Raw genomic sequence first — 25,776 nt, forward strand, 5'->3', positions numbered from 1 at the left:
AGCCTCCCGGCATGACCTCCTTCACCCACCTGAGCACCGACGTCGGCGGCCGGCGTCGTACCTTCCACGTCGTCGACGGCCCGTACGCACCGGGGAGGGACCTCGTCCTGGTCCTGCACGGCTCACGGCAGTCCGGCGCCGCGCACCGCCGCTTCACCGGCCACATGTTCGACACGCTGGCCCGCGACCACGGCGCCGTCGTCGCCTACCTCGACGGCTACCGCGGCAACTGGAACGACGCCCGCGCGGAGAGCGCGTTCCCCACCCGGCTCGCCGGCATCGACGACGTCGGCTTCGTGCGGCGCGTGATCGCGGACCTGGTCGCCTCGCACGACGTCGACGCCCGCCGGGTGCACGCCGTCGGCTACTCGAACGGCGGCCAGATGGTGCTCCGCCTGCTGCACGAGGCACCCGGCCTGCTCGCCGGGGCGGCGGTCGTGGCCGCCACCATGCCCGCACCCGAGAGCTTCCTGGCACCATCCGCGGAGCTCGAACCCGTCCCGACGCCCACGCTCCTGGTGCACGGCACCCGTGACCCGATCGTCCCCTACCAGGGCGGCCGGTTCCCGGCCTTCACGCGACGCGTCTTCCGGGTCGACGGCGTGAGCCTGTCGGCTCCCGGGACAGCGCGCTACCTGGCCCTCCGCAACGGGATCACGACGGACCCGGTCGTCACCCGGCTCGCCCCGCCGGCGTCGGCCCGGGACCGGACCTGGATCGAGCAGACGGACTACCGCGAGGACGGCCGGCCGCCCGTCCGCCTGCTGACGGTCCACGGCGGTGGCCACACCGTCCCGGGGCCGGGCCGGGCGCCGTTCTTCATCGGCCGGACGGCGCGGAGCATCTCCACGGCCGACGTCCTCGCCGAGCACCTCGGCATCACGGCCGGTTCCGGTACCCGTCACCAGAGCGTCAAGCGCGGGGGCCGATATCACAGGCGTCGTATCACAGAGCAATCTGGATGAATCCTCATGGACAGACAGAATGGTGCCAGCCGGTAGAAACCGGATGCTGTGCGCACAGGGGGCAGGTTCGGCGATGATCGCGAGTGAACGGGCTGACAACGGGCACCTACCCGGCGCGCTCCAGGGTGCCGGCGGCGGTGCCGGCAGCCCGGAGTGCCGTGCCACCCGTGCTGCCATGCACGACTACCTCGACCGATGCCTGCCGCCACTGCGTCAGGAGCGCTTCGAGGCCCACCTGGACGGCTGCGCCGAGTGCATCCGCACGTTCATCGACGTCCGCGAGGTCGCCTGGGCCCGGCGCGCCGCGCTCTGCCCGGCGTAGGCCCGACCTGCGCCAGGCGAAGGCCGGGCCTGGCGCAGGTCAGGCGGAGGTCAGGCCCGCCGGACCACCTCGACCTGCGTCAGACGGCGCCCCTGGACCTCGGTGACCACCAGGTCGAGGTCGTCGACGCGCACGGTGTCACCGACGTCGGCCACCCGGCCCAGCCTGCTCACCACGTAACCGGCGACGGTCTCGTAGGGGCCGTCGGCCAGTGCCACCCCGGTCTGCTCCTCGAACTCCTCGATCGTGATGCCCGCCTCCACGATCGTCGTGCCGTCGGCCGACGGCGGCTCCGGGCCGTCCGGCACGTCGTGCTCGTCGCGGATGTCGCCGATCATCTCCTCCACCAGGTCCTCGAGCGTGACGATCCCGTAGGTGCCGCCGTACTCGTCGACCACCACGGCGAGGTGCCGCCGCTCGCGGCGCATCAGGGACAGCGCGGGGATCAGGTGCGTGGTGGTCGGCAGGAACAGCATCGAACGGGTCAGCTCGCGCACCGGCGTCGTGCCCGGGGCGCCGAACAGGTCCCGGACGTGCAGCACACCGATCACGTCGTCGAAGTCGGCGCCGGTGACCGGGTAGCGCGAGTACGGGCTGGCCTTGACGGTCTCCAGCACCTCGGACACCAGCAGGTCCCCCGCGATGAACGTGACCTCGCCGCGCGGGCGCATCACCTCGCTGACCGACCGCTCGGCGGCGTCGAAGACGTCGCTCAGGATGCGGCGCTCCTCCTCGGGCAGCCCCTCGTGGGCCACCACGACGTCACGCAGCTCCTCCTCGGTCATGCCCTCGGACGTCGCCCGCGGGTCGCCGCCCAGCAGCCGCACGACCGCGTCGGTGGACACCGACAGCAGCCACACCACGGGCCGCATCAGGCTCGCGAACCGATCCAGCGGCGGGCCCACGACGAGCGCCACGCTCTGCGCGCGCTGGAGGGCGAACCGCTTGGGGACCAGCTCGCCGAGCACGAGCGAGAGGTACGCGATGACGAGCGTCAGCAGGATCAGGGAGGCGGTCGAGGCGACCTGGGCCGGCAGCCCGGCGCCCTCCAGCACGGGTGCGAAGTCCGGGGCCAGGGTCGAGGCGCCGTAGGCGGCGGAGAAGAACCCCGCGACGGTCACGCCGATCTGCACGGCGGCGAGGAACCGGTTGGGGTCCCGGGCCACGGAGGCCACCCGCGCCCCGCGCCCGCCCCGCGACTCCAGCCGGTCGATCTGGCTCTCCCGCAACGAGACCAGGGCGATCTCCGTACCCGCGAAGACGCCGCCCACCAGGATGAACACCAGGACGAGCGCGACGTTGACCCACGTGTCCTGGTCCATCAGCAGCCCACCTCCCCGATCCGGCGCGAGCGGCGGGCGCAGGTACTGTGTGCGTCGTCCATGGCGACGAGTACATGAGCCGTGGCCAGGCGTGTCAAACCGTGGCGGGTCGGAGCCGACACGTCAGGAGGAGCGCCCGGATACCCCTCGAACGCACGGGCACCGGGGGCACGGCGTCGAACTCATTGTGGCTGGCGCAAGCCTGCCACGAGGAGTTCGACCAGCCGACGCGCGTCGTAGCGGCGATGCGTGCCGGCTGCGGCGCAGACGCCGCCGATGCCGCGCATCAGCTCGTAGGCGTCCAGGCCGGGGCGCACCTCGCCGGCCTCGGTGGCCACCTCGAGCAGGTCGGAGAGCACCGGCACGAGGCGGTCGACGAAGTAGTCGTGCAAGGGGTCATAGCACGAGTCGTCCGACTGGAGCACAGCGGCCAGCCCTTGCTTGGTCACCACGAAGTCGACGAAACGGTCGATCCACCGAGCTACCGCGAGGTAGGGCGTCGCACCATCGCTCCGGAGTGCGGAGCCTGCCTCGGCGAGCGCCTCGACCTGGTGCCGGTACACGGCGACGATCAGATCGGCCCGCGTCGGGAAATGGCGGTAGATCGTGGCCGTCCCGACGCCCGCCTCGGCTGCGATCTCACGGATCGGAGCTTCCACGCCCGAGGTGGCGAAGACCGCGCCGGCCGCCGCCAGCAACGCCTCCTGGTTGCGCTGGGCGTCCGCCCGCTGGGGGCGGACAGCGGGCGCCCTTCTCCGGTCGCCGGGACTCATTGCATGTTCCTCCGGGTCGTTGCATAAACGGGACACTGTCCCGTATCGTCGAGAGCGTCAATCGGGACAGTGTCCCGTTTCATCATGTCAGACCGGAGGACCTCTTTCCATGAAGACCGCTGACGTCCCAGTCGCCCCCGCCCAACCCGTCGTCTCGGTCCAGCCGGTGACGCTGGCCGCACCGGGCCGCGGCGCGGACCTGCAGGTCAAGATCTCGGCGCCGACCACCGGCACCGACCTGCCGATCGTCATCTTCTCCCACGGCTTCGGTTCCTCACTGCACGGCTACGGCCCACTGACCGACTACTGGGCGGCGCACGGCTTCGTGGTGATCCAACCCACCTATCTCGACTCCAGGACCCTCGGCCTCGCGCAGGACGACCCCCGCAAGCCACGGTTCTGGCGCTCCCGCGTCGAGGACGCGAAGCGCGCACTCGACCACCTCGACGTCCTGGCAGCCGCGGTTCCCGGTCTCGACGGACGCCTCGACACGAGCCGTATCGCCGCCGCCGGACACTCGTTCGGCGGTCAGACCGCAGGGATCCTGCTCGGCCTCCGCGTACAGGACCCCCAGACAGGCGACTCCGAGGACCTGTCCGACCCACGCATCACGGCCGGCGTCCTGCTCGCCACGGCCGGCCGGGGCGGAGACGACCTGACGCCGTTCGCTGCCGAGAACTTTCCGTGGCTCAGAAGCCCGAGCTTCGCGGAGCTGACGACGCCCGCTCTCGTGGTGACGGGTGACCACGACGAACTCCCTCTCAGCGTCCGCGGGCCGGACTGGACCGTCGACCCGTACACCCTCGCACCCGGCAGCGAGAGCCTGCTCACCCTGTTCGGCGCCGAGCACTCCCTGGGCGGCATCGGAGGGTACGAGATCAAGGAGACGACCGACGAACACACCGGTCGGGTCGCCCTGGTCCAGCGAGCCACCTGGGCCTACCTGCGGCACGCGCTGGGTATCGAGAAGGAGAGCTGGGCAGCGGTCCGGGAGGAGCTGGCCACCAGCCGCCACCCGCTGGGCCGGATCGAGTCCAAGTAGTCGTTCCGGCACGAGGTGGTCACGGCGCTCCGCCGGCTGTCCTGACCGCGGCCCGTAGCCTCGACCCCATGGCCAACACCCCGGACCACGCCGACATCGTGCAGATCGCCACCACGCTCGACGCCGTCGAGGAGGCCGAGGCACTGTCCCGCTCGGTCGTCGAGGCGCGGCTCGCCGCCTGCGCGCAGACCGACGGCCCGATCACGAGCGTGTTCCGCTGGGACGGCGCCGTCCAGACGGAGCAGGAGTGGCGGGTGACCTTCAGGACCACCGCCGCGCTCGCCGAACAGCTCGTCGAGCACATCGTGCGCGAGCACTCCTACGACGTCCCGGAGGTCGTCGTCACGCCCGTGGTCGGCGGGCACGAGGCCTACCTGGAGTGGGTGCGGGACGAGACCCGCTCGCTGCCGTAGCAGCGCCGCTCCACCACGGACGCGGATTCGGCGACCCCCGAAAGAGGAGGCCCTGCCCGCCGCACCCTGCCTAGGTTGGGCCGATGGCGGACAACGGGGATCGAGGCGGAGCGCGGCGACGTCCGTGGAGCTGGGGCGCGGGCATCGCACTGGGAGCAGGTGTCGGCCTCGTGTTCGGCGTGGTCTTCGTCGCGTCGCTCGGGTGGGCCGGCCTGGCCGTCGGCGTCGCGCTCGCGGCGGGCCTCGTTCCGGCCTTCGCGATGTCCATGGCCCGCCGGACGGACTCGGACGAGGGCCCGCACCGGCACGACTGACGCCCCGCCCCGCCGTCCGCGGGACGGGGCGCCTGCTCAGGCCGCGCTGATCGCGTCCGGGTCGAGCGCCAGCGGCGGGCCGGACAGCGCCGCCTTCGCGTCCGCGGCGAACCCGTGCACCACCTCGGCCTCCCCGGCCTCCAACCCGTCCAGTCCGAGGGTCACGACGTTCACCGGGTCGTCCAGCGCACCGTCGGGGAGCTCGTAGCCGTGCGCGGCGGCGAACTCGCGCATCGGCTCGGTGTCGATCATCCCGGGCACCAGGGCGGTCACCAGCGTGCCCTGGCCCGCGAGCTCCAGCCGCACGCCGTTGGTCAGGCTCCACTGCGCGGCCTTCGCGGCGGCGTAGGCGGTGTTGCCGTCGACCGTCTGCCAGGCCGCGCCGGACAGGACGTTGAGCACGGCGCCGCCGCCGTTGCGGGCGAGCACCGGCGCGAACGCCCGGATCATCGCGAGCGTGCCGAAGTAGCTCGACTCCATCGCGAGGCGGATCGAGGTGAGGTCTCCGGTGACGAGGTTGCCGCCGGTCATGAACGCGGCGTTGTTGACCAGCACGTCCACGTCCCCGGCGGCCGCAGCAGCCGCTTCGACGGACGCCGGGTCGGTGATGTCGAGGCGGAGCACCTCCGCCCCGGGTACGTCGACCAGCTCCGGACGGCGGGCGGTGGCGTAGACCTTGGCCCCGCGCCTGAGCAGCTCGACCGCGAAATGACGACCCAGGCCCCGGTTGCTCCCCGTGACCAGCGCCGTGGCGCCCTGCAGGTTCATGCTTCCTCCTCGTAAGATGACCGATCGGTCATGTTGGCGATTGAGACCCTAGGCAGAACATGACCGGTCGGTCAACTTGGTAGGATCGGCGGTATGCCCCTCGCCACCCCCGGCCATGCCGCGCCCGCCGACGCCGACGCCGTCCTCACCGACGCCTCCCGTCCCCTGCGCGCGGACGCCGCCCGCAACCGCGAGGCGCTGCTGACGGCCGCCGAGGAGGAGTTCGCCGCGCAGGGTCTCGACGCCTCGATCGCCGACATCGCCCGGCGCGCCGGCGTCGCCAAGGGGACCGTGTTCCGGCACTTCGCGACCAAGGAGGAGCTCGCCACGGCCATCGCCGCACGGCATGCGCAGGAGCTGACGGCGGTCGCCCGGCGGTTGCGCGGGTCGGCCGACGCGGGGGCCGCGCTCCTGGAGTTCATGACCGAGGCGGCAGGGCGGCTGCAGCGCCGGCGCGTGGCGGTCCTGATGACCGTGCCCGCGCCCGGCTCGGAGCTGGCGCGGCTCCAGCAGGAGGTGCACGACGAGGTGGTGCTGCTGACCGACGAGGCCCGTGCGGCGGGCGCCGTCCGGCCCGACATCACCGGGACGGACGTCTTCCTGCTGATGTGCGCACCGGTGCACGCCGTCGACTACGTCGCCGACCCGCCGCCGGAGCTATGGCGGCGCTACGTGGGCGTCGTCTTCGACGGCCTGCGACCGGACGGCGCCCACCCGCTGGCCCACGCGGCACCGGCCTGGCCCTGACCGGCGCAGGGGGCGCGACGCCGGCGTCGCCCACCCGGCAGTTCGCCCGAACCGGGCACGTGCCTTAGGTTCTGACTATGGCTGAGCCGGGCAGCGAGGAACGGGCGATCCAGCCGCGGTCCGTCCCCACCATCAGCGACGTCGCGCGGCACGCCGGCGTCAGCCCCATGACGGTGTCCCGGGTGCTCTCGGGCGGTCAGAACGTCAGTGCCCCGATGCGCCGCAAGGTGGAGACGTCGGTGCGCGCCCTGGGATACCGCCGCAACGAGAACGCGCGGAGCCTGCGGCCCGGGCACCGCAGCGGGCTCGTGGGCGTGGTGGTCACCAACCTCGCCAACCCGTACTACGCCGAGGTGCTGGAGGGCATCGGCGAGATCCTCAGCGAGGCTGACCGCCGGGTCATCTTCGGCACGTCCCACGAGGACCCCGAGGAGGAGGCGCGGCTCATCGCGGACTTCGTCGGGCGGCAGACCGAGGGGCTCATCGTGGTGCCCGCCGGGGGACCCTCCGAGCACCTGCGCCCCGACCAGCGGCACGGCGTGCCCCTGGTCTTCGCCTCACGGCGGCAGGACGGCGTGGACGTCGACGCCGTCATCGTGGACGACGTGCGCGGCGCGGAGCGGGTCACCGCGCTGCTGCTGGAGGAGGGGCACCGGCGCATCGCGTTCGTCGGCAACGCGGTCTCCGTCTTCACGGGTCAGCGACGGTACGAGGGCTTCGAGCGGGCGCACCGCGCAGCCGGGGTGCCCGTGCTGCCCGAGCTGGTGCGGCGCGGGCAGCAGGACATCCACTCCGCCGAGAACGCCGCCCAGGAGCTGCTCGCCCTGGACGAGCCGCCCACCGCGATCTTCGGTGCCAACAACCGGAACATGGTCGGGGCCATCAAGGCCCTGCACGCCGCCTCGGCGGCGCGCGGGACCGACCTGTTCGCCCGCGTGCGGCTCGCGAGCTTCGACACCTTCGACCTGGAGGAGCTCGTCCCGGGCGACCTCTCCGTGGTCACGCACGACGCGCGCGAGCTCGGCCGCACGGCGGCGGAGCTGCTCCTCGTCCGGCTGCAGGGCAAGCGCTCCGACCGGCCGACCCGCACGATCGAGCTGCCGACGTCGATCCGCACCCGGCGTCGGTCACCGGAGCGCCTGCCCGGCGCGGAGCCGGCCACGCCGGCGTAGCCCGCAGAGCCTGGAGGAGGCCCGGAGGACACCCGCGACGCGGCTCAGGCGGCGTCGCCGTAGTCCTGCCGCCGCCAGGCGAGCAGCGCGAAGAGCTGGATCGCCCCGGCCTGGTGCAGCGTCTGGGGCCGCGCGTCCGGGGCGGGCGCTCCCCCGCCGCCGGACTGGAACCGGAACAGGCCGGTGGCCGGGTCCCGGTTCTCCGCCCAGACTCGTTCCGCGTACCGGCCCATGCCGTCGAGCACGTCGGCACCGTGCGCAGCGGAGATCGACTCGAACAGCAGCAGGTTCGCGAACAGGATCGCGTTGAACACCACGGGCTGGTCGTAGAGCCGGTCGCCGCGCACCCAGTGGTCGACGGCGCCGGCGGCGTCCGCCGTGGCCAGGTCGAGGTACCGCCGCTCCCCCGTGGCGCGGTGGAGCAGCGCGGCGGCTCCGACCATCGACCCGGAGTTGTAGCTCCAGAGCGTCTCCTCCACCGAGCCGTCCAGCAGGATGCCGTTGGCGTAGCGTCCGTACCCGCGATGCAGGGCGGCACGGACCCACTCGTACGTACGCCGCCCCCAGTCGAGGTACCGCGCCTCGCCGGTCTCCTCGTACAGGTGCGCGGCCAGCTCCGACGCCAGGCTCGTCACGTTCGCCGCGCCCCGGTACGGGTTCCAGTCGGCCTCGACCCAGTGCATGCCGCCCGGGTGCTCGACGTCGGGATCGGTGTCCCAGGCCCGCGGCAGGAACTCGAAGACCCGCTGCGCCCGCCGCAGCAGCTCCCGGTCGCCCGACATGCGGTACCGGCGCACCAGCTCCAGCCCGATCACCGCGTTGTCGTCGAAGAACGGGTCCCCGCCACCGCCGAGCGGGGCGGGCGGGTAGGAGGCGTACGCGCCCCGGCCCGTGTCCCAGTACCGTTCGAGGCCCGCGAAGCGGTCGGCGACGTCGCCCGTGAACCGTCCCCCGGACCCGGGGAGCCGGTCGACGTCGACGGTGGCCGCCGTGGCCTCGCGCAGCGGCCAGACGAAGGAGTAGGGGTTCTCGCCCGGTGCCGGGTCGAGCCCCTCGGAGTAGAGCCCCGTGCCGGGCAGGTACAGGTGCCGCTGGAGGGCGGCGTACCCGTCGAGGGCCCGGCGACGCCACCGGTCCGCGGCCGGGCTCGCCACCCCCGACGCGGCCGGGCTCGCCACCGCCCGCACGGCGGACAGCGGGCCCAGCAGCGGAGCCGCGAGCGCCGCGAGCCCCAGTCCGCCGAGGCCGACGGCGAACGCACGGCGGGACAGGTCCGGGGAGCGGGACGGGTCGGCCGGGCGGGCGAGCCCCGTGGGCCGGGCGGCCCCCGCTGGACCGGGGCCGGGCGTGGTCGGGCCGGGCGTGGACGGTCGGGAGGTGGACGGTCGGGACACGGGCGTTCGGGGTTCAGGCACAGCGCACTCCTTCGTGTTCGTGGTGGTGAACCGGTTCGCAGGCCGGGCGGCCCGTTCAGGCTGTGGTCAGCACGACGCCCACCGTTCCCTGCGGGTCCATGGGCACGTCGATGCCGTCGGGCGTCACCGCGAGGTCCGCGACCCGGTCGCCCAGGTAGGTCGCCGTCGCGGCGGAGGCGACCTCGACGCCCGGGCGCAGCCGGACCACGAGGGGCTCCTCGGCGTAGGACTGGAGCCGCACGAGGCTCTCGCCCTCCCGGCCCGTGGCGGTCACGGCGACGAGCCGCACCCGGTCGTCGTCGAGCCGGAGCAGCGACCGCTCGGCGTGGTCGACGGCGGGGGTGCCGGGACGGGCGGTGGCCAGCACCCCCAGCACGGGGCGGGTCAGCTCGGCGGCCGTGCGTGCCGCGAGGGCGGCGGTGCTGATGTCCTCCCCGGCGCGGCGCACCCCGATCGCGTACCGGAACGAGGTCTCGAAGCCCTGCTCCGCGGGGAAGTTGGTGTCCCAGACGTTGTTGTGCACCCAGGAGTAGACGGTGGCGGGCTGCCGGGGCGCCATGCTCTCGGGGAACGGGGCGTACGGCAGGGAGACGACCTCCGGGTGCACCAGCGGGGCGTCGGCGGTCACCCAGGCGACGGCGAGCTCGTCGTCGTCGAACGACACCCAGTCGCGCACGGCCCGCATGTGCTGGGGCGCGCCGGGAACCTGCGGCAGCCCGGGTCCGGTGAGGCCACCGGTGATCTCGTAGCGCACGCGAGGTTCGGGCACGGCGAAGGGGAAGGCCAGGTAGGCGCTCTCCTTGGTCATGGTGGCGGGCTTGGCGAGCCGGTTCTCCACCTCCAGGCGGGCGGCGCCCCGGGGCAGCACGAGCGTGACGCGGACGTGGTGCACGCCGTCGGCGGCGTACTGGTAGGTCAGGCGTTCCTCGACCGGGGTGCTGACGCGTTCCACGAGGTGGCTCGGTCCCGCCGTCGTGCGGCTGCCGAGCAGCTCCAGCTCGTCGGAGACCGTGGTCTTGTTGGACTGGTGGTTGTACCCGCCCGCGGTGGTGTACGTGTCGTAGACGTAGCCGTTCATGCCGACGACGGCGTCCTGGTCGACGATCTCGCGGCCCGTCGCCTTGTCGAGGACGGAGGCCACGCAGCTGCGCCCGAGGTCGACGCGGACGCGCAGGTGCTCGTTCTCGAGCACCAGCGGGTCGGCGACGTCGGGCAGGGCGGCCGGCGGCGCCGCGCGGTGGACGGTCAGCCGTACGGAGCCGAGCGCGGGCACGTCGGGCACGTGCACGCGGACGAAGCGCCCCGCGGCGCGGTTCTCGGGGGTGGTCTGCGGCACGGTCTCGCTCGGCAGGGTCGCGCCGGTGCGGCTGTCACGCACAAGGACGGGTTCGTCGAGCGGCACGCGGCTCTCCCGGACGAACAGCGAGACCGTGGTGGTCCGCGCGAAGCCGGCGGTGTTGACGGCGTGGTAGGTGCTGTCGGCGTCGGGCTCCTCGCGCAGCAGCGCACCGAGGCGGGCGGAGGCGTGGTCCAGGAGCAGGTCGGCGTCGTCCCGGGCCGCCAGGGCGCGGGCGTACTTCCAGTGCCACTGCTCGCTGCCGGACTCGCGGCCCGTGTCGGCGTGCGTCCACGGGTCGGAGGCGCCCCAGGTGTGCTCGTTGAACAGGGAGACCGACGAGTAGACGGCGGCGGAGCGCTCCGTCTCGGCGGGCACCCCCGTGCCGCCGAGCAGCCGTTCGATGCCGCTGACGGTCTGGGCGTCGGCGAGCGTGGCCTGCGCCTGCCGGGTCATGGCCTGCGGGCGGGCGGCGCTGCCCACGCCCTCGACCCACCAGTCGCCCCAGTCGCCGGTCAGCGTGGGCACGTCGTCACCCAGGCGTTCCTCGGCGGCGCGGAAGAAGTCGGCGTTGGTGGAGGTGCGCAGCCGGGGGTAGGCCCAGGTCTCGTTCCAGCGCTGGACGATGTCGGCGTGCACCACGCTCGCGGGCGCGTTGTCGCTGTGCCGGCCGAGCACCCGCAGGTGCAGCACGTCCCACGGGTAGGGCTCCCGGTCGGTCACGGCGGGCCCGTGCCAGCCGAAGGCGCCCGGCGCGTACGGGTAGGAGTTCGTGGCGAGCGCGGTCAGGTACGCCGGCAGCAGCTCGTCCACCAGGTCGTACGACGTGGTGAACCCGAGGTTGGCGCCCTCCATGTAGGCGAGCCCGTGCGGGGTGTCGGTCATCCAGACCAGCACGCTGCGCCCGGACGGCGCGCTCCACCGGAACAGCCGCGGCAGGTGCTGCCCGCCCTTGAGGTGGGGCACAGAACGGCCCGCCCAGTTGTGCGCCACGGACAGATACCGCACGCCCTGCTGCGCGAGCGCGTCGGGCAGGCCGACGGGCTGGCCCGGCACGTCGGTCTGCATGGCCACGGGCATCTCGATGCCGTACCGGTCGCGCACGTCGCGCGACAGGCGCAGCAGCTCGTGCAGCTCGTCGGTGGAGCAGGTGTCCAGGTGCAGGTTGTACGGCAGGGCGGTGAGCTCGAGCTGCCCGCCGCGCACGTGGTCGAGGAACTCCTCGACGTGCGCGGCCGGGCGCGACCGGGCCCACTGCTCGAACGGCCACAGCGCCTCGGCCGACCAGCGGAACCGGGCCTCCTCAGGCCGGTCCTGCGTGGCGCGGGCCAGGTCCAGGCAGGAGTCGAGGAACGCGAGCTGGTTGCGCAGCACCGTGCCCTGCGGGTCGGTGTACCCGATGTCGAAGTGGGAGTGCTGCACCAAATGGATGGACCACTCCCGCACCGGGACCTGCTCGAAGGTGAGCGTGCCGGGACCCAGGTCGGGCAGCTCCAGGGTGACGTCGGCCGGCGCGCTCACCGCGGGCAGCAGCACGCGCACCGACCCCGCCGGCCCGGGCAGCGTGCCGGGTTCGGTCGCGGTGCCCGACGACGTCCGCAGCACCACCCGGCCCGGGGCGACGCCGTCGGCCTCGACCCGGACGCTCTGCAGCATGCCCGAGCCGGTGTCCCGGCGCAGCAGCGGTTCCGGGATCACCCGGACCCGGCGTCCGCCGAGCACGGCCTCGGCGGCGACGGCGCGGTCGACCATCTCGGAACGGGCTCGATCGAGCGACCAGGGGTGGTCCTTGACCAGTGCACGGCTCATCGGGAAGACACCAATCTCACGTCGGGTAGGGCAGGGCGAACGGGCGGGGCTACGGCGTGAGCCGCAGCGCGTTGACGAAGAACCGCTGGAACGACAGGAACAGCACCACCGTGGGCACCGAGGCCACGAGGCCGGCCGCGAGGATGACCGGCGGGCCCAGGCCGGAGTACTGGCCGTTGAGCTCGGCCAGCGCCGCCATGAGCGGGCGCACGTTCGGGCTCGTGGACAGCGTGATGCCGAACAGCAGGTCGTTCCACGTGGCGAGGAACTGGAACAGGAACGCCGCGACCATCGCGCCGCGCGCCAGCGGAAGGTGGATGCGCAGGAACATCGTGAACCAGCCGGCACCGTCGAGCTGCGCGGCCTCCCGCATCTCCTTCGGCGCCGTGGTCAGGTAGTTGCGCACCACGAAGAACGCGAACGGCACCGCGAGCGCCGCGTAGATCAGCACCATGCCGTACTGCGTGTCGTACAGGGAGGTGGCGGCGTACGCGTTGAACAGCGGCGACAGGAAGACCTGCAGCGGCAGGAGCGTGCCGGCGTAGATGAGCCAGAACCAGAGCACCGGGCGGCGCACGGGCATGACCACCACGGCGAACGAGGCCAGGGCGGCCACCACCACGGCGATGAACGCGGAGCCGGCGGAGTACAGCAGGGTGTTCCACATCGCCTGGCCGATGTCGGCCGTGCGGAATGCCGTGGCGATGTTGTCCGCCAGGGCGAACGAGGTGAACCACCAGCGGGGTCCCACGTACTCGTCGGCCGCCGTGAAGGCGTTCACCACCACGAGATAGGTGGGCAGCAGCCACAGCAGTGCCACGGCCACCAGGAGCGCGTTGCGCAGACGTCGGGTCATCGCGGGCCTTCTCTCAGTCGTCGGAGCGCAGCTGGCGCCGCAGGTAGATCCAGGACGCGGCGAGCACGATCACGGTGAGCACCACCGCGACGGCGGCGCCGTAGCCGTACCGGCTCAGGGTGAAGGTCTGCCGGTACATCGTCAGCGCGAGCGTCTCCGAGGCGGTGCCCGGGCCGCCGCGGGTCAGCAGCCAGACGATGTCGAACGTCTTGAGGCTGCCGACCAGCGAGATGCCGATCACGACGATGCTGATCGGCCGGAGCTGCGGCAGGATCACGTCGCGCAGCAGCCGGAACCCGCCGGCGCCGTCGAGCCGGCCCGCCTCGATGGTCTCGGCGGGGATGGCCTGCAGACCCACCAGGAACAGGATCATGTTCGCGCCGGTGGCCTGCCACGTGGTGGCCAGGATCATCGCGACCGTGTTGGTGGGCCACTCCAGCAGCCACGGCTGCTCCAGCGCCGACAGGCCCAGCAGACCCAGGATCGCGTTGACCCCGCCGTCCGTCTGGAGCATGAAGTTCCACAGGATCGCGGTGACCGATCCCGACAGCGCGTAGGGCAGCACCACGGCGAACCGCGCGAACCGGCCCCAGCCCGAGCTGTTGGTCGCCACCGCGATGAGCAGGCCCAGCAGCACCGGCAGCAGCAGGGTGCCCAGGGTCCAGATGCCGGTGTTCAGCAGGGACCGCAGGAACGACTCGTCGGTGACCAGGGTCGCGTAGTTGTCCAGGCCCACCCAGGTGCGCGACAGGCCGTCGTCGCTGAAGAAGCTGCGGTACACGGTGAACAGGAACGGCAGCACGAGCAGGGCGCCGACCAGCGCCACGGCGGGCGCGATGAACAGGGCGGCGGGGCCACGGGTGGCCCACGGGGCGGCACGGTTGCTCACAGCGACCACATCTCCCACTCGACGTCGGCCCGTTCCTGCATGCGCGCCAGGGTGGTGCGGGCGCTCGCGGCGGAGGGGGCGGCCATGAACGCGCTGAGCTCCTGGACGTTGCCCTCGATGAGGGCGGGCGGGGAGGCCTCCCAGTAGCGCGTGGCCAGGACGGGATCGGCCTGCGCGACCTGGCGCGCCAGGTCACGCACGGGCTGGACCGGCGGCAGCGCCGCAGCGTTCGCGGACAGGTCGTTGAGGAAGTCCACCCACACCTGCTGGGCGTCCGTGCTGAGCCAGTCGCCGGCCACGGCCAGCGCCTCGGACCTCTTGTGGGCGTTCTCCGACACGGCCAGGGCCCCGCTCTCCGTGATGACGGCGGCCGGGGCGGCCGGGTCGACCTGCGGCAGCAGGAACAGCCCGAACGTCTCCTCGTCGAGCCCCGCCTGGGTGTAGCTGGCGGCCTGCCACGTGCCGTAGAGGTTCATGCCGACGGTGCCCTCCGCGAACCGGCCCGGCGCCTCCTGCACCGCGAAGTCGGGTGGCGAGAACAGGCCGCGGTCGTACAGGTCGGCCCAGAGCGCCATGGCCTCCTGCGCGGTGTCGTCGGTGTAGGAGGCTTCGCCCTCGGTGAGTGCCCGGTAGAAACCGGGGTCCAGGCCGTTGACGAGCTGCTGGAACCAGATGAGCGACTCCCAGGTGGTGGCGCCGCCACTCCCGATGGGCACCACGCCGCCGTCGCGCAGGGCCTCCGCCGTGGCGACGAACTCGTCCCAGGTGCGGGGAACGGTCAGCCCGAGCCGCTCGAAGGCCGGCTTGCTGTAGAAGACCGCGTAGTACGACTGGTAGAGCGGGATGGCGTAGGGGCGGCCGTCGTGGCTGAAGCTCTCGCGGGCCGCCGGGGAGACCCAGCCCTGGCGCTCGGCGTCGTCCCAGATCGTCGACAGGTCGGCGAAGATGCCGGACCGGGCGATGTCGCGCAGGCGGTAGCCGTTCCACCACTTGACCAGGTCGGTGGTCGAGTCGGTGCGGGCCGACATGCGCACGAGCTGCTGGTACCCGCTCACGTCCGGCACCGCCCGCACGGAGACGCCGTGGCCGGTGCGGGAGCGGAGCACCTTGCCGATGCTCTCGAAGCCGGGCGCCCAGGTGGGGTTGTCGTTGGTGAGCGTCACGTCCGTGCCGGACGCCGCCCGGGTCAGGGTGCCGCGCGCGCACGACGACAGGACGGCGGCGGCACCGAGACCCGCGCCCAGGCGCAGGACGGTCCGCCTGTCGACCATCGCTCGGGGCAGCGTCTTCGCTGGCATTCGGACCTCCTGGTCTCGTCGCCGGCTCCGGCGCCGGCGAGCATGATGTTCGGAATGGTATCGATACCAACGCCGTCGGAGCAAGGCTGGCGGGGACACTCCCTGGTGGAGGACGGTGTCATCGCAGGCCAGAGCCCACAACGCGGCGCCGGTTGACGAGCGTCCCTGGTATCGCTATCGCACGAGGCCGCCGGCCGACCCCTCCGCGGCGCCCCCCGCCGCGACCATCGCACCCAGCAGGCTCGCCCTCTCCCGCGGCAGCACGCCCGCGCGCACCTCGGGCGGGCGCGCCATCGCCGCGGCGAGGCCCGCGACCAGCGGCGGGAACAGCAGGTCCGAGGAGGCCGCCATGGAACCGCCCACGACCAGCCGCTCCGGCGCGAACGCCGTCAGCCAGGGCGCCAGCGCGCCGGCCAGGGTGCGCATGGCGCCCTCCAGCGCCCGGACGGCGGCGGCGTCGCCCGCCCGCGCGTGCCGGGCGATGTCCACCACGTCGACGTCCCGGCCCGTGCCCGCCCGGTATGTGAGCCGCAGCGCCCGCCGCGAGACCACCTCCTCCAGGGGCCGGCCGGCCACCCGCACCACGTGGATGTTGCCGTCGGCCGGGACTTGCGGCCCCGTCGTGACACAGCGGCCCCGGTCGACGAACGCCGACCCGACGCCGGTCCCGAGCGTCACGGCCACGACGCGGGCGGCGCCCGACCCGGCCCCGGCAGCCCATTCGCCCAGGCCGAAGGCCTCCGCGTCGTTGACGAAGCGCACGGTCGCGGGCGCCCGACCCCAGCGCGCGGCGAGCTCGCCGCGCAGGTCGACGCCACGCAGCGCGGCGAACTTGTCGACGCCACGGAAGTCGCCGATGCCCCGCTCGTAGTCGAACGGCCCCGGGATGGCGACCGCCACCGGCCCCGTCACCGCCGCCGCACCGGCCGCCCACGTGCGGCGCACGCAGTCCGCCACGGCGTCGAGCACCTCGGCTGCGGGGGCGGCCGAGTCGAGCGGCACGCGATGCTCGTCGCGGACCCGCCAGCCGGCGTCCACGGTGGCGGCCGTGACGTGCGTACCGCCCACGTCCACGGCCGTGCCGAGCAGGTCCGCGCCCCCGTCCCGCCGGTCCGGCGGGACGGCCTCAGGCCGCAGCGGCGCCCGCGGCGTGGGCTCACGAGACGTCATCAGCTCCCTTCCCGGCGGCCGCCTCGGTGCGGCCCGCCCGTGCCTGGACGGCACGGATCGATGATGACATAGTCTTGGTATCGTTACCAGGACGAGCTTCCGAACCGGACCGCGCCGCCCTGGTTCGTCCGACCCGTAGAGAGGGCCACATGCGCATTCCCCCATCGGCCGCACCGCACCGCTACGACAAGGCGCCCGTGGTCCGGGTGCCCGGAACGCACCAGGCCTGGCGCGGCGACGGGGTCTGGGCGGCCCTGGCCGAGCACGCGGCCGGCGGCACGATCGTCGTCGACACCTATCCCGCGAGCGACGTCGACGCGTACGTCACGGAGATCGAGCGTGCCCTGCCCGCCGCGACGGTGCTCGACGTCGAGCGGGCCGCCGCGCGCAGCCCCGAGGACATCGAGGCGCTGATCGGCGACAACCTGACGGACGACCGCGTGTTCGGCGTCATGTCCCACCGCACCCTCGACGCGCTCTACGACCCCGCCCGCCTCGACGAGGTGGCCCGCCGGGTCGCCGACGCCGACGGGCAGGTGGTGCTGGTCGGCTGGGGCGCCTCGCTCGTCCCCGTGCCTGCGGCCACCCTCGTGCTGGCCGACCTCGCCCGCTGGGAGATCCAGCAGCGGTACCGGTCCGGCCTGCCCAACTGGCGCGCGGCGAACGGGTCAGACGACGCGCTGCGCAAGTTCAAGCGGGGGTACTTCGTCGAGTGGCGGCTCGCCGACCGGCACAAGCGAGAGCTCTTCGACCGCATCGACTTCCTGCTGGACGCCAACGGCTCCGTCGCCGACGCGAAGCTCGTCACCGGTGACGCCTTCCGCGCCGGGCTGGCCGCGGCGACCGCCGGTCCCTTCCGGGTGGTGCCGTTCTTCGACCCCGGCGTCTGGGGCGGTCAGTGGATGAAGGACGTGTGCGACCTGGACCCGGCCCAGGAGAACTACGCGTGGTGCTTCGACTGCGTACCGGAGGAGAACAGCCTGCTGCTGGCCGTGGGCGACGAGGTGGTCGAGATCCCCGCCATGGACGCCGTGCTGGCCCGGCCCGTGGAGCTGCTGGGTGAGCGGACCTTCGCCCGGTTCGGCGCGGAGTTCCCCATCCGGTTCGACTTCCTGGACACCATGGAGGGCGGCAACCTCTCCCTCCAGGTGCACCCGCTGACCGACTACATCCAGCGCACCTTCGGCATGCACTACACGCAGGACGAGAGCTACTACCTGCTGGACGCCGCCGACGACGCCGTCGTCTACCTGGGCATGAAGACGGGGGCCGACCCCGAGGCGATGGCCGCGGACCTGCGCAGCGCCCGGTCCGGCGAGGTGGACTTCCCCGTCGAGAAGTACGTCAACTCGTTCCCCGCGAAGAAGCACGACCACTTCCTGATCCCCGCGGGGACCGTCCACTGCTCGGGTGCCGACTCGATGGTGCTGGAGATCTCCGCCACCCCCTACATCTTCACCTTCAAGATGTGGGACTGGGGCCGCGTCGGGCTCGACGGCGTGCCCCGGCCCATCCACCTGGACCACGCCCTGGCCAACGTCCAGTGGGACCGGGACACCGAGTGGACCGCCGAGCATCTCGTGGACCGGGTGGAGACCGTCGCGGAGGGGGACGGCTGGCGCGAGGAGCGCACCGGGCTGCACGAGCTCGAGTTCATCGAGGTGCGCCGCCACTGGTTCACGGGCCCGGTGGACCACGACACCGGCGGCACGGTCAACGTGCTCAACCTGGTCGAGGGGTCCGAGGCCGTCGTCGAGAGCCCGGACGGGGCGTTCGAGCCGTTCGTGGTCCACTACGCCGAGACCTTCATCGTGCCCGCCGCCGCGGGCCGCTACCGCGTCCGGCCCCTGGGCGACGAACCCCGGCACGCCACCGTCAAGGCCTTCGTGCGCGGCACGGAGACGAGGTAACGGTGCTGCTGCGGGTCACCAACACGCCGCGCGACTACGCGTGGGGGTCGCGGACCGCGATCGCCCGGCTCACCGGCCGCACCCCCAGCGGGCGCCCCGAGGCCGAGCTCTGGCTGGGGGCGCACCCGCTGTGCCCCAGCCGCGTCGTCGACCCGGACCGGGCGGGCGGCCACGCGACCCTCGACGCCTGGATCGCCGCCGACCCGGCCCGTGCCCTGGGCGCGGACCGGGCGTCGGACGAGCTGCCGTTCCTGCTCAAGGTCGTGGCGGCCGAGGCTCCGTTGTCGATCCAGGTGCACCCCGACGCCGTCCGCGCCCGCCAGGGGTACGACGACGAGAACCGCCGCGGCGTGCTCCTGACGAGCCCCGCCCGCGTGTACCGGGACGCCCGGCACAAGCCGGAGCTGGCCCTGGCCCTGGACGGGCCGTTCGACGCGCTGGTGGGCTTCCGGCCGCTCGGCGCCACCCGGCGGCTCGTGGCGGAGCTGGCCGGGACGGCGCAGGAGCACGGGCTGGCGGGCGCGGACAGGCTCGCCCGCCTCCTGCGCACGCTGGACGACGCCGGCAGTGGGAGAACCAGCGCCGGTGGCGACGGGGACCCCGAGCCCGTGCTGCGTCGCCTGGTCGGGCGGCTCCTGGCTGGCGACGAGGACGCCGGCCACCTGCTGACCGTCGTGACGGAGGCTGCCCGGAAGGCGCCCCGCGGGCACGGCCTCGACGCGGAGCTCGACACCCTCGTGGACCTCGCGGCGGAGCGGCCGGGCGACGCCGGGATCGTGGTGGCCCTGCTCCTGAACCGCGTGACGCTCCGCCCCGGCGAGGCCGTCTACCTCCCACCGGGCACCGTGCACGCCTACCTGCGGGGCGTCGCGGTCGAGGTCATGGCGGCGTCGGACAACGTGGTGCGGGCGGGGCTCACCGACAAGCACGTCGACGTGCGCGAGCTGCGACGGCTGGCGACGTACCGGACCACCGGCGACGCCCGGCTCCCCCCGGTGCGGACGGTGGACGGTGCGGAGCTCTTCGACCCTGGTGTCCCGGACTTCTCGCTGGCCACGGTGACGGTGCCCGACGCCGGCCGCGCCGGGGTCGGCCTGGCCGGTCCGGCGATCGCGCTGGCGCTGGAGGGCGAGGTCAGGGTCGCCGGGCAGCACGACGCCGCGGTACTGCGCGCGGGCGAGTCGGTGTTCGTCACGCCCGGTGAGCGGGCCCTCGCCGTCACCGGCCGGGGCCGCCTGGCCGTAGCCGGCTCGGTGAGGTAGCGAGCCCCGACCGCCGCTGCAGGATCCTGCACCCCGGACCGTCCTCCGCGTGGCATCCTCCGGACACTTCACCCCAGAGGAGGCATTCGTGAGGTACTTGAGGCGTCGTGCGCCGGGTTCGGCCACCACGACGGCAGGCAGCACATCCCGGCGCGCCGTCGCCGCATCGGCGCTGGCCGCCGTCACCCTGGCGTCGTTCCATGCGCCCGCCGCGCTCGCGGTGGTCGGCCCTGCCGAGACGTCGGCGGCCGACTTCGCGGTCCGCCTGGACATCGGCACCGACGAGGCGACCCACCGCGCCTGTTCCGGCGCGCTGGTCGCCCCCGAGTGGGTCCTGACGGCGGCCAGCTGCTTCGCCGACGACCCGGCAGCCGGGCACGACGTCGCCGCTGGTGCGCCTCCGGCGGCCACCACCGCGACGATCGGGCGCGGTGACCTGACGACGTCGGAGGGCGAGGAGCGTGCCGTCGTCGCGCTGGTGCCGCACGAGTCGCGGGACCTGGTTCTGGCGCGTCTGGCCGGGTCGGTGACGACGGTGGTCCCAGCTGTGGTCGGCACCGCCGCCCCGGCGGCCGGCGAGCAGCTCACCGTCCCGGGCTACGGGCGGACAGCGACGGAATGGTCGCCCGTGCAGCGGCACGTGGGCACCTTCGCGGCCGGCACGGCCGTCGGCGGGGACCTACCGATCTCCGGGGTGGCCGGCGCGGCGGTCTGTGCGGGTGACACCGGCGCACCGGTCCTGAGCGGTACGGGCGCGGGCACCGCGCTGGTCGCCGTCGCCACGCGCTCGTGGCAGGGCGGCTGCTTCGGGGCCGACCCGGCCGAGACCCGCACCGACGCGGTGGCATCGCGGGTCGACGACGTCCGCGGCTGGGTCGGCGCCACGACCAGGACCGCACGCATCGTCGACTTCAACTGTGACGGCATCCGCGACGTCGCCGTCGCCGACCCGGCCGCCACCGTCAACGGCTCGGCCCGCGCCGGCCTGGTGCGCATCGTCTACGGCGGTGGTGCGGGGACCACCGAGATCCGGCAGGGGCTGAACGGGATCGAGGGCGGCCCGGAGACCGACGACCGGTTCGGGTTCAGCCTCGCGACCTACGACAGGAACCTCGACGGCTGCACGGACCTGGCCGTCGGTACCCCGTACGAGCACCTGGACGACGCCGCCGGCGTCGCGCAGGCCGACACCGGCTGGGTCCAGGTCGTCTACGGTGACCGCGCGGGACTGAACAGCGGACGGGCCGGCACGACGTACGTGCAAGCCGCCGGCGACGGCCAGCTGGCCACCGCAGCGCGCGAGGCGGGAGACCTGATGGGCTATGCCCTGGCCGCCGGGCACACCGGTGACGGCACGCCGTTCCTGGCGATCGGCACGCCGGGCGAGGACGTCGGCAGCAAGGCCGACACCGGAGGCTTCTTCTACCTCCAGGGCGACCGGCCCGCGAAGGCGGTGAACCAGGACTCCAGCAACTACGGCGGCGCGGCGGACCCCGGCGACCGGTTCGGCGCCTCGATCGCGGCCGACTCCCACCACCTGGCTGTCGGTGCCCCGAACGAGACGATCGGGAGCGCGACCGCTGCCGGCTCGGTCCACCTGCTGAGCCACACCCTGGACACCACCGGTGTCCCGGCCTACCAGGCGGTGCTGAACCAGGACAGCGATGCCGTCTCCGGCGGCTCGGAGTCCGGGGACGAGTTCGGCGCGGCGCTCGACCTGATCGAGTACCGCCCGTCCGCGGGGACGACGTCGACCGACTCGCTGCTGGCCGTCGGATCGCCCGGCGAATGCCTCGTGAACGCCGCCACCGGCCAGAACCGGCCCGACGCCGGCCGCGCCGTGGTCTTCCGGGTCACCCCCGGCGGGTCCTGGAGCGAGGTCGCCAACATCGAGCAGAACCAGCCGGGGGTGTCCGGCGACCCGGAGGACGGCGACCGGATGGGGGCGTCCGTCGCGCTGGCGAACACGGACCCGGCAGGCGTCGGGACCGCCGAGACCGTGCACGTGGCAGTCGGCGTCCCGGGAGAGACGGTCGGCGGCGTGAGCCGCTCCGGCCTGGTCCAGGTCTACTCCCCGCTGGGCACGCTCGCCGGCACCGAGTTCCAGCTGGTCGCCGGGACGGGCGGCCTGCCCGGGACCGCCGGCGCCGAGCAGCACCTCGGGAGCGTCCTGCACGGCACCGGTACCCACCTGTACGTGGGCATGCCCGACGGGCCGGCCACCTACGGGGCGGTCCACGCGGTGCCCTGGGGCAACCTCACCGCGGGCGGGAGCGCGGCGGTGACCACCTACCAGCCCGGTTCCGGCGGGCTCCCGGCCGCAGGAGCGGCCTTCGGGTCCGCCGTCCGCTGATCGCACTGCGGGCCGAGGAGCCCGCCGAGCACGAGGTCCGTCAGCGGGTCGTGGTCGGCGGCGTCGTCCGGCCTCCCCCGCCGCCGCTCGCGCGGCGGCGGGGGGGCCGGACGGTGCCGTGATCAGGAGGTGGAACGGGGGGTGCGGTTCCCGGACTGACACCGGCCGCCGGGGCCGCGCCCCGGCGGCTCACGACCCGGTGGCCTTGCGCGCGGGGTCGCGGACACCCGGGGACAGCACGTCCGGCCCCGTCGCCCCGCCGTAGGTGGCGATCTTGTGCTCGGTGGCCACCAGCGCGAGCGTCAGCTCCCGGATCCGGCGGCGGATCGTGTCACGGTGCTCCACCAGCAGGTCCAGACGCTCGGGCTCGGTCTGCCGCCCGGCGTCCACCAGCGCGACGTAGTGCTGCAGGTCGCGCATCGGCATGCCCGACAGCCGCATCCGGGTGACGAACACGAGACGGCGCAGCGCCGCGACGTCGTACACCCGGTAGCCGGCGGCGTCGCGGTCCACCTCGACCAGGCCCGCGCCCTCGTAGTAGCGCAGCGTGTGCGGCGAGACGTCGAGGTGGGCGGCGGCCTCCGCGATCGTCATGGGTCCGGTCGCCTCGTCGACGTCGGCCAGGGCGTGGATCGCCTCGACCGACGGCGCGCCGTCCTCGCCCAGGGCGGCGAGCGCCCGCGCCGTCAGGTCGTCCGTCGCCATGCCGGACGCCGGGCGAGCAGCCGTGCCGGAGCCCGTGCGAGACGCCGTGCCGTGAGCCGTACCCGAAGTCATCCCCGAAGCCGTGCCGGAAGCCATTCCCGAAGCCTAGGCGCCGGCCCGGAAGGCGCGGACGGCCGGGGGCAGGCCCGGGAAGTCGGCGGACTCGCTCGCGTGCGCCCACGTCTCCACCTCGTCGAGCGCCGCGGCGTACGTGCGGCGCAGGTTGCGCACGGCCTCGGCGCCCAGCGGCAGGCGCAGCGGGGCGTCGGCCGCACCGAGCACGTCGCGGACCACCGCGGCGGCCCGGGCCGGGTCGCCCTCCTGGACGCCGTCGGCACCGGCCAGGTCGGCGCGGACGGCTCCGGTCACGGCGTCGTACGAGGCGTCGGGCTCCGCCGTGCGGAGCTCGGCGTTGAACGCGGTGCGGAAGCGGCTGGGCTCCACGATCAGCACCCGGACGCTGAACGGCGCGACCTCGCCCGCGAGGGCCTCCGACCAGCCCTCGAGCGCGAACTTGCCCGCGGAGTAGCTGCCCACGGCGGGGAACGACAGGCGCCCGCCCTGGCTGCTCATCTGCACGATCGCCCCGTCCCCGCGCTCCCGCATGCCCGGCAGCACCGCGCGGACGTAGGCGGCGGGACCGAACAGGTGCTGGTCGAGCATGTCGCGCAGCTGGGCGTCGGTGATCTCCTCGGCGGCGCCGACCTGTCCGCCACCGGCGTTGTTCACGAGCACGTCGATGCGCCCGAACGCCGCCAGCGCCCGTTCGACGACGCCGGCGGCCGCGCCCGTGTCCCGCACGTCGTGCTCCACGGCGAGCAGCCGGTCGCCGTACCGCGCCCGGAGCGTGCCGAACCGGTCGGCGCGGCGGGCGGTGCCGACCACGCGCTCGCCGGCGCGCAGCGCCGCCTCCGCCAGGGCCAGGCCGAGACCCGAGGTCGCGCCGGTGATGAGCCAGGTCCTGCTGGTGTCTGTCGTCATGCCACGGACGCTAGGGATTCGAGCGCGCTCGAAGGCAAGCCGGGCGGCGCTTCGAACGACGCCGAATCCGATTGAGGCCCTGTGCCCGCAGTGCCACAGTGGAACCCGGGAGGATCACATGTCCCAGTCGCTCGCCGTCGAGGCCCGGGGCCTCGTCAAGCACTTCACCAGCCGCAGGTCCGTGACCAAGGCCGTGGACGGCATCGACCTGTCGATCGCCGAGGGCAGCGTCTTCGGCCTGCTCGGGCCCAACGGCGCAGGCAAGACGACGGTGGTGCGCATGCTCGCCACCCTCCTGCGGCCCGATGCCGGGACGGCCCGCGTGCTCGGGCACGACGTCGTCCACGACGCCGACGCCGTGCGCTCCGCCGTCGGTCTCACCGGGCAGTACGCCTCGGTGGACGAGGACCTGACCGGTACGGAGAACCTGATCATGCTGGCGCGCCTGTACGGGTTCACGCCGGCCGCGGCCCGGCGCCGGGTGCAGGGCCTCCTGGAGGCGTTCGAGCTGGCCGACGCCGGGTCACGCCAGGTCAAGACCTACTCCGGCGGCATGCACCGCCGCATCGATCTCGCCGCCTCGCTCGTGCTCGCCCCGCGCGTGCTGTTCCTGGACGAACCGACCACCGGCCTGGACCCACGCAGCCGCAACCAGGTGTGGGACATCGTCCGCGTGCTCGTGGACGACGGCGCCACCGTGCTGCTCACCACCCAGTACCTGGACGAGGCGGACCAGCTCGCGGACCGCGTCGCCGTCGTCGACCACGGCAGGACCATCGCCGAGGGCACCGCGAGCGAGCTCAAACGGTCCGTCGGCGAGGGCGCCGTGCACCTGCGCGTGGCCGAGGTGGCCGACCGCGCCCATGCCGCGGAGATCACCGGACGGGTGCTCGGCACGGAGGTCACCTTCGACTCCGACCCGCACGCCCTGGCCGCCCGGGTGCCCGACGACGGCGGCGTCGCCGTGTCCGGCCTGCTGCCCGCCCTGACCGACGCGGGGATCAGCGTGCCCGAGCTCTCCCTGGGCCAGCCGAGCCTCGACGAGGTGTTCCTCGCCCTCACCGGCCAGCCCGTGCCCGACGACGAGGAGCCAGGACCGGAACGCGACACCGACCCCCGCAGGGCCTCCGAGGTGCCCCGATGACCACGACCCTGCGCGACGCCGTCGCCCTCACGGACCGTCCCCCGCGACCGTCGGCGCTCTCGACCACGCTGACGTTCGGCTGGCGCGCGCTGCTGAAGATCAAGCACGTGCCCGAGCAGCTCTTCGACGTGCTGGTCTCCCCCGTCATCTTCACGCTGATGTTCACCTACCTGTTCGGCGGGGCCCTGGCCGGCTCCACGCAGGCGTACGTGCAGTTCCTGCTGCCCGGCATCCTCGTGCAGACCATCCTGTTCGTGACCATCTACACCGGCTACACGCTCAACAACGACATCTCCAAGGGTGTGTTCGACCGGTTCCGCTCGCTGCCGATCTGGCGGCCGTCGCCCGTGGTGGGCGCCCTGCTCGGCGACACCGTGCGCTACACGATCGCCGCGGTCATCACGATCGCGCTCGGTCTGCTCCTGGGCTTCCGGCCGGGCGGCGGTGTGCTGGGCGTGGTGCTGGAAGTCGTGCTCCTGCTGGTGTTCGCCTTCGCGCTGAGCTGGAGCTTCATCATCCTCGGGCTGCTGGTGCGCTCGCCCAACGCGGTCATGGGAATCTCGATGCTCGTGCTCATGCCGCTGACGTTCGCCTCCAACGTGTTCGTCGACCCGGCCACCATGCCGTCCGGCCTGCGAGCGTTCGTCGAGGTCAACCCGGTGAGCCACCTGGTCACGGCGGAGCGGGGCCTGATGGCCGGCGACCCGGACGGCACGGAGATCCTGTGGGTGCTGGCCGCGTCCGTGGTGCTGACGGCGGTGCTGGGCCCGATCGCGATGCGGATCTACCGCACCAAGACCTGAGCCCGTG

The 25,776-nt window shown here is 73.5% G+C and carries 23 protein-coding genes; 12 read left to right on the forward strand and 11 right to left on the reverse strand.

Translation table 11 applies throughout. The features are described from left to right. Positions 1-11 precede the first annotated feature (11 nt). Together ACO229_RS14455 and ACO229_RS14460 are read left to right on the forward strand one after the other, a co-directional pair. Positions 12-965: an alpha/beta hydrolase family esterase gene (locus ACO229_RS14455; protein ID WP_423461899.1), complete on the forward strand. Its 954-nt coding sequence runs from the start codon at positions 12-14 to the stop codon at positions 963-965. A gap of 73 nt (positions 966-1,038) precedes the next feature. Beyond that, on the forward strand, positions 1,039-1,287 hold the full coding sequence (locus ACO229_RS14460; RefSeq protein WP_397409789.1) for a zf-HC2 domain-containing protein: 249 nt from the start codon (positions 1,039-1,041) through the stop codon (positions 1,285-1,287). A gap of 50 nt (positions 1,288-1,337) precedes the next feature. On the opposite strand, the gene ACO229_RS14465 is transcribed toward ACO229_RS14460, so the two are convergent. Both ACO229_RS14465 and ACO229_RS14470 read right to left on the reverse strand, forming a co-directional pair. Beyond that, complete coding sequence (locus ACO229_RS14465; RefSeq protein WP_423461900.1) at positions 1,338-2,609, reverse strand: hemolysin family protein; 1,272 nt, start codon at positions 2,607-2,609, stop codon at positions 1,338-1,340. 182 nt (positions 2,610-2,791) lie between these two features. After that, positions 2,792-3,382 (reverse strand): TetR/AcrR family transcriptional regulator, encoded by a 591-nt coding sequence (locus tag ACO229_RS14470; protein ID WP_423461901.1) that lies wholly within the window; start codon positions 3,380-3,382, stop codon positions 2,792-2,794. Positions 3,383-3,491: 109 nt separating this feature from the next. Here ACO229_RS14470 and ACO229_RS14475 point away from each other — a divergent pair, with 109 nt between their 5' ends. The 3 genes from ACO229_RS14475 to ACO229_RS14485 all read left to right on the forward strand — a co-directional run bounded on the left by ACO229_RS14475 (position 3,492) and on the right by ACO229_RS14485 (position 5,151). Next, positions 3,492-4,424 (forward strand): alpha/beta hydrolase family protein, encoded by a 933-nt coding sequence (locus ACO229_RS14475; RefSeq protein ID WP_423461902.1) that lies wholly within the window; start codon positions 3,492-3,494, stop codon positions 4,422-4,424. A gap of 68 nt (positions 4,425-4,492) precedes the next feature. After that, entirely contained in the window at positions 4,493-4,837 is a 345-nt protein-coding gene (gene cutA, locus ACO229_RS14480; RefSeq protein ID WP_423461903.1) for a divalent-cation tolerance protein CutA, read from the forward strand. 83 nt (positions 4,838-4,920) lie between these two features. Further along, entirely contained in the window at positions 4,921-5,151 is a 231-nt protein-coding gene (locus ACO229_RS14485; protein WP_423461904.1) for a hypothetical protein, read from the forward strand. A gap of 36 nt (positions 5,152-5,187) precedes the next feature. Here the strand turns inward: ACO229_RS14485 and ACO229_RS14490 are convergent, their stop codons facing one another. Continuing rightward, the gene (locus tag ACO229_RS14490; protein WP_397409777.1) at positions 5,188-5,919 is read right to left on the reverse strand and encodes an SDR family NAD(P)-dependent oxidoreductase; all 732 of its coding nucleotides are present in this window, start codon (positions 5,917-5,919) and stop codon (positions 5,188-5,190) included. A 93-nt stretch (positions 5,920-6,012) separates the two neighbouring features. Here ACO229_RS14490 and ACO229_RS14495 point away from each other — a divergent pair, with 93 nt between their 5' ends. Then, entirely contained in the window at positions 6,013-6,666 is a 654-nt protein-coding gene (locus ACO229_RS14495; protein WP_397429929.1) for a TetR/AcrR family transcriptional regulator, read from the forward strand. Between the two features lie 77 nt (positions 6,667-6,743). Further along, positions 6,744-7,838, forward strand: a complete 1,095-nt coding sequence (locus ACO229_RS14500; protein ID WP_423461905.1) for a LacI family DNA-binding transcriptional regulator — start codon at positions 6,744-6,746, stop codon at positions 7,836-7,838. A 44-nt stretch (positions 7,839-7,882) separates the two neighbouring features. Here ACO229_RS14500 and ACO229_RS14505 read toward each other — a convergent pair whose 3' ends face one another. The 6 genes from ACO229_RS14505 to ACO229_RS14530 form a co-directional block, all read right to left on the reverse strand. Beyond that, entirely contained in the window at positions 7,883-9,253 is a 1,371-nt protein-coding gene (locus ACO229_RS14505; RefSeq protein WP_423461906.1) for a glycoside hydrolase family 76 protein, read from the reverse strand. Between the two features lie 55 nt (positions 9,254-9,308). Further along, positions 9,309-12,398 (reverse strand): glycoside hydrolase family 38 C-terminal domain-containing protein, encoded by a 3,090-nt coding sequence (locus ACO229_RS14510; RefSeq protein ID WP_423461907.1) that lies wholly within the window; start codon positions 12,396-12,398, stop codon positions 9,309-9,311. A gap of 49 nt (positions 12,399-12,447) precedes the next feature. Next, positions 12,448-13,254 carry a carbohydrate ABC transporter permease gene (locus ACO229_RS14515; RefSeq protein WP_397409767.1) on the reverse strand — a complete coding sequence of 269 codons (807 nt, stop codon included), beginning with the start codon at positions 13,252-13,254 and terminating at the stop codon, positions 12,448-12,450. Positions 13,255-13,267: 13 nt separating this feature from the next. Next, positions 13,268-14,143 carry a carbohydrate ABC transporter permease gene (locus tag ACO229_RS14520; protein ID WP_397429925.1) on the reverse strand — a complete coding sequence of 292 codons (876 nt, stop codon included), beginning with the start codon at positions 14,141-14,143 and terminating at the stop codon, positions 13,268-13,270. Continuing rightward, positions 14,140-15,441, reverse strand: a complete 1,302-nt coding sequence (locus ACO229_RS14525) for an ABC transporter substrate-binding protein (RefSeq protein ID WP_423461908.1) — start codon at positions 15,439-15,441, stop codon at positions 14,140-14,142. Before ACO229_RS14525 ends, ACO229_RS14520 begins: the two co-directional genes overlap by 4 nt. Positions 15,442-15,615: 174 nt before the next feature. Further along, positions 15,616-16,611: an ROK family protein gene (locus ACO229_RS14530; protein WP_423461909.1), complete on the reverse strand. Its 996-nt coding sequence runs from the start codon at positions 16,609-16,611 to the stop codon at positions 15,616-15,618. Between the two features lie 149 nt (positions 16,612-16,760). On the opposite strand from ACO229_RS14530, the gene ACO229_RS14535 reads away from it, so the two are divergent. The 3 genes from ACO229_RS14535 (at position 16,761) to ACO229_RS14545 (ending at position 22,136) form a co-directional block, all read left to right on the forward strand. Further along, on the forward strand, positions 16,761-18,521 hold the full coding sequence (locus ACO229_RS14535; protein ID WP_423461910.1) for a class I mannose-6-phosphate isomerase: 1,761 nt from the start codon (positions 16,761-16,763) through the stop codon (positions 18,519-18,521). Positions 18,522-18,523: 2 nt separating this feature from the next. Beyond that, positions 18,524-19,783 (forward strand): mannose-6-phosphate isomerase, class I, encoded by a 1,260-nt coding sequence (gene manA, locus ACO229_RS14540; RefSeq protein WP_423461911.1) that lies wholly within the window; start codon positions 18,524-18,526, stop codon positions 19,781-19,783. A gap of 88 nt (positions 19,784-19,871) precedes the next feature. Next, on the forward strand, positions 19,872-22,136 hold the full coding sequence (locus ACO229_RS14545) for a trypsin-like serine protease (RefSeq protein WP_423461912.1): 2,265 nt from the start codon (positions 19,872-19,874) through the stop codon (positions 22,134-22,136). Positions 22,137-22,325: 189 nt separating this feature from the next. On the opposite strand, the gene ACO229_RS14550 is transcribed toward ACO229_RS14545, so the two are convergent. Then, on the reverse strand, positions 22,326-22,841 hold the full coding sequence (locus ACO229_RS14550; protein WP_423461913.1) for a MerR family transcriptional regulator: 516 nt from the start codon (positions 22,839-22,841) through the stop codon (positions 22,326-22,328). A 105-nt stretch (positions 22,842-22,946) separates the two neighbouring features. Next, positions 22,947-23,822, reverse strand: coding sequence for an SDR family NAD(P)-dependent oxidoreductase (locus ACO229_RS14555; protein ID WP_423461914.1), 876 nt, complete (start codon positions 23,820-23,822; stop codon positions 22,947-22,949). 118 nt (positions 23,823-23,940) lie between these two features. Between ACO229_RS14555 and ACO229_RS14560 the strand changes: the two genes are divergently transcribed. Next, positions 23,941-24,966, forward strand: coding sequence for an ATP-binding cassette domain-containing protein (locus ACO229_RS14560; protein WP_423461915.1), 1,026 nt, complete (start codon positions 23,941-23,943; stop codon positions 24,964-24,966). Next, positions 24,963-25,769, forward strand: a complete 807-nt coding sequence (locus ACO229_RS14565; RefSeq protein ID WP_423461916.1) for an ABC transporter permease — start codon at positions 24,963-24,965, stop codon at positions 25,767-25,769. Before ACO229_RS14560 ends, ACO229_RS14565 begins: the two co-directional genes overlap by 4 nt. Positions 25,770-25,776 lie beyond the last annotated feature (7 nt).

The sequence above is a fragment of the Promicromonospora sp. MS192 genome (assembly GCF_049532985.1).
Classification (GTDB): Bacteria; Actinomycetota; Actinomycetes; order Actinomycetales; family Cellulomonadaceae; genus Promicromonospora.

Bases quoted from the DNA above. Each gene is read 5' to 3' on its own strand.
- ACO229_RS14455 (WP_423461899.1), top strand. From the start codon at position 12: ATGACCTCCTTCACCCACCTGAGCACCGACGTCGGCGGCCGGCGTCGT.
- ACO229_RS14535 (WP_423461910.1), top strand. From the start codon at position 16,761: ATGCGCATTCCCCCATCGGCCGCACCGCACCGCTACGACAAGGCGCCC.
- ACO229_RS14490 (WP_397409777.1), bottom strand. From the start codon at position 5,919: ATGAACCTGCAGGGCGCCACGGCGCTGGTCACGGGGAGCAACCGGGGC.
- cutA (WP_423461903.1), top strand. From the start codon at position 4,493: ATGGCCAACACCCCGGACCACGCCGACATCGTGCAGATCGCCACCACG.
- ACO229_RS14510 (WP_423461907.1), bottom strand. From the start codon at position 12,398: ATGAGCCGTGCACTGGTCAAGGACCACCCCTGGTCGCTCGATCGAGCC.
- ACO229_RS14485 (WP_423461904.1), top strand. From the start codon at position 4,921: ATGGCGGACAACGGGGATCGAGGCGGAGCGCGGCGACGTCCGTGGAGC.
- ACO229_RS14500 (WP_423461905.1), top strand. From the start codon at position 6,744: ATGGCTGAGCCGGGCAGCGAGGAACGGGCGATCCAGCCGCGGTCCGTC.
- ACO229_RS14465 (WP_423461900.1), bottom strand. From the start codon at position 2,609: ATGGACCAGGACACGTGGGTCAACGTCGCGCTCGTCCTGGTGTTCATC.
- ACO229_RS14460 (WP_397409789.1), top strand. From the start codon at position 1,039: ATGATCGCGAGTGAACGGGCTGACAACGGGCACCTACCCGGCGCGCTC.
- ACO229_RS14470 (WP_423461901.1), bottom strand. From the start codon at position 3,382: ATGAGTCCCGGCGACCGGAGAAGGGCGCCCGCTGTCCGCCCCCAGCGG.
- ACO229_RS14495 (WP_397429929.1), top strand. From the start codon at position 6,013: ATGCCCCTCGCCACCCCCGGCCATGCCGCGCCCGCCGACGCCGACGCC.
- ACO229_RS14530 (WP_423461909.1), bottom strand. From the start codon at position 16,611: ATGACGTCTCGTGAGCCCACGCCGCGGGCGCCGCTGCGGCCTGAGGCC.
- ACO229_RS14475 (WP_423461902.1), top strand. From the start codon at position 3,492: ATGAAGACCGCTGACGTCCCAGTCGCCCCCGCCCAACCCGTCGTCTCG.
- ACO229_RS14550 (WP_423461913.1), bottom strand. From the start codon at position 22,841: ATGGCGACGGACGACCTGACGGCGCGGGCGCTCGCCGCCCTGGGCGAG.
- ACO229_RS14515 (WP_397409767.1), bottom strand. From the start codon at position 13,254: ATGACCCGACGTCTGCGCAACGCGCTCCTGGTGGCCGTGGCACTGCTG.
- ACO229_RS14555 (WP_423461914.1), bottom strand. From the start codon at position 23,822: ATGACGACAGACACCAGCAGGACCTGGCTCATCACCGGCGCGACCTCG.
- ACO229_RS14525 (WP_423461908.1), bottom strand. From the start codon at position 15,441: ATGCCAGCGAAGACGCTGCCCCGAGCGATGGTCGACAGGCGGACCGTC.
- ACO229_RS14560 (WP_423461915.1), top strand. From the start codon at position 23,941: ATGTCCCAGTCGCTCGCCGTCGAGGCCCGGGGCCTCGTCAAGCACTTC.
- ACO229_RS14565 (WP_423461916.1), top strand. From the start codon at position 24,963: ATGACCACGACCCTGCGCGACGCCGTCGCCCTCACGGACCGTCCCCCG.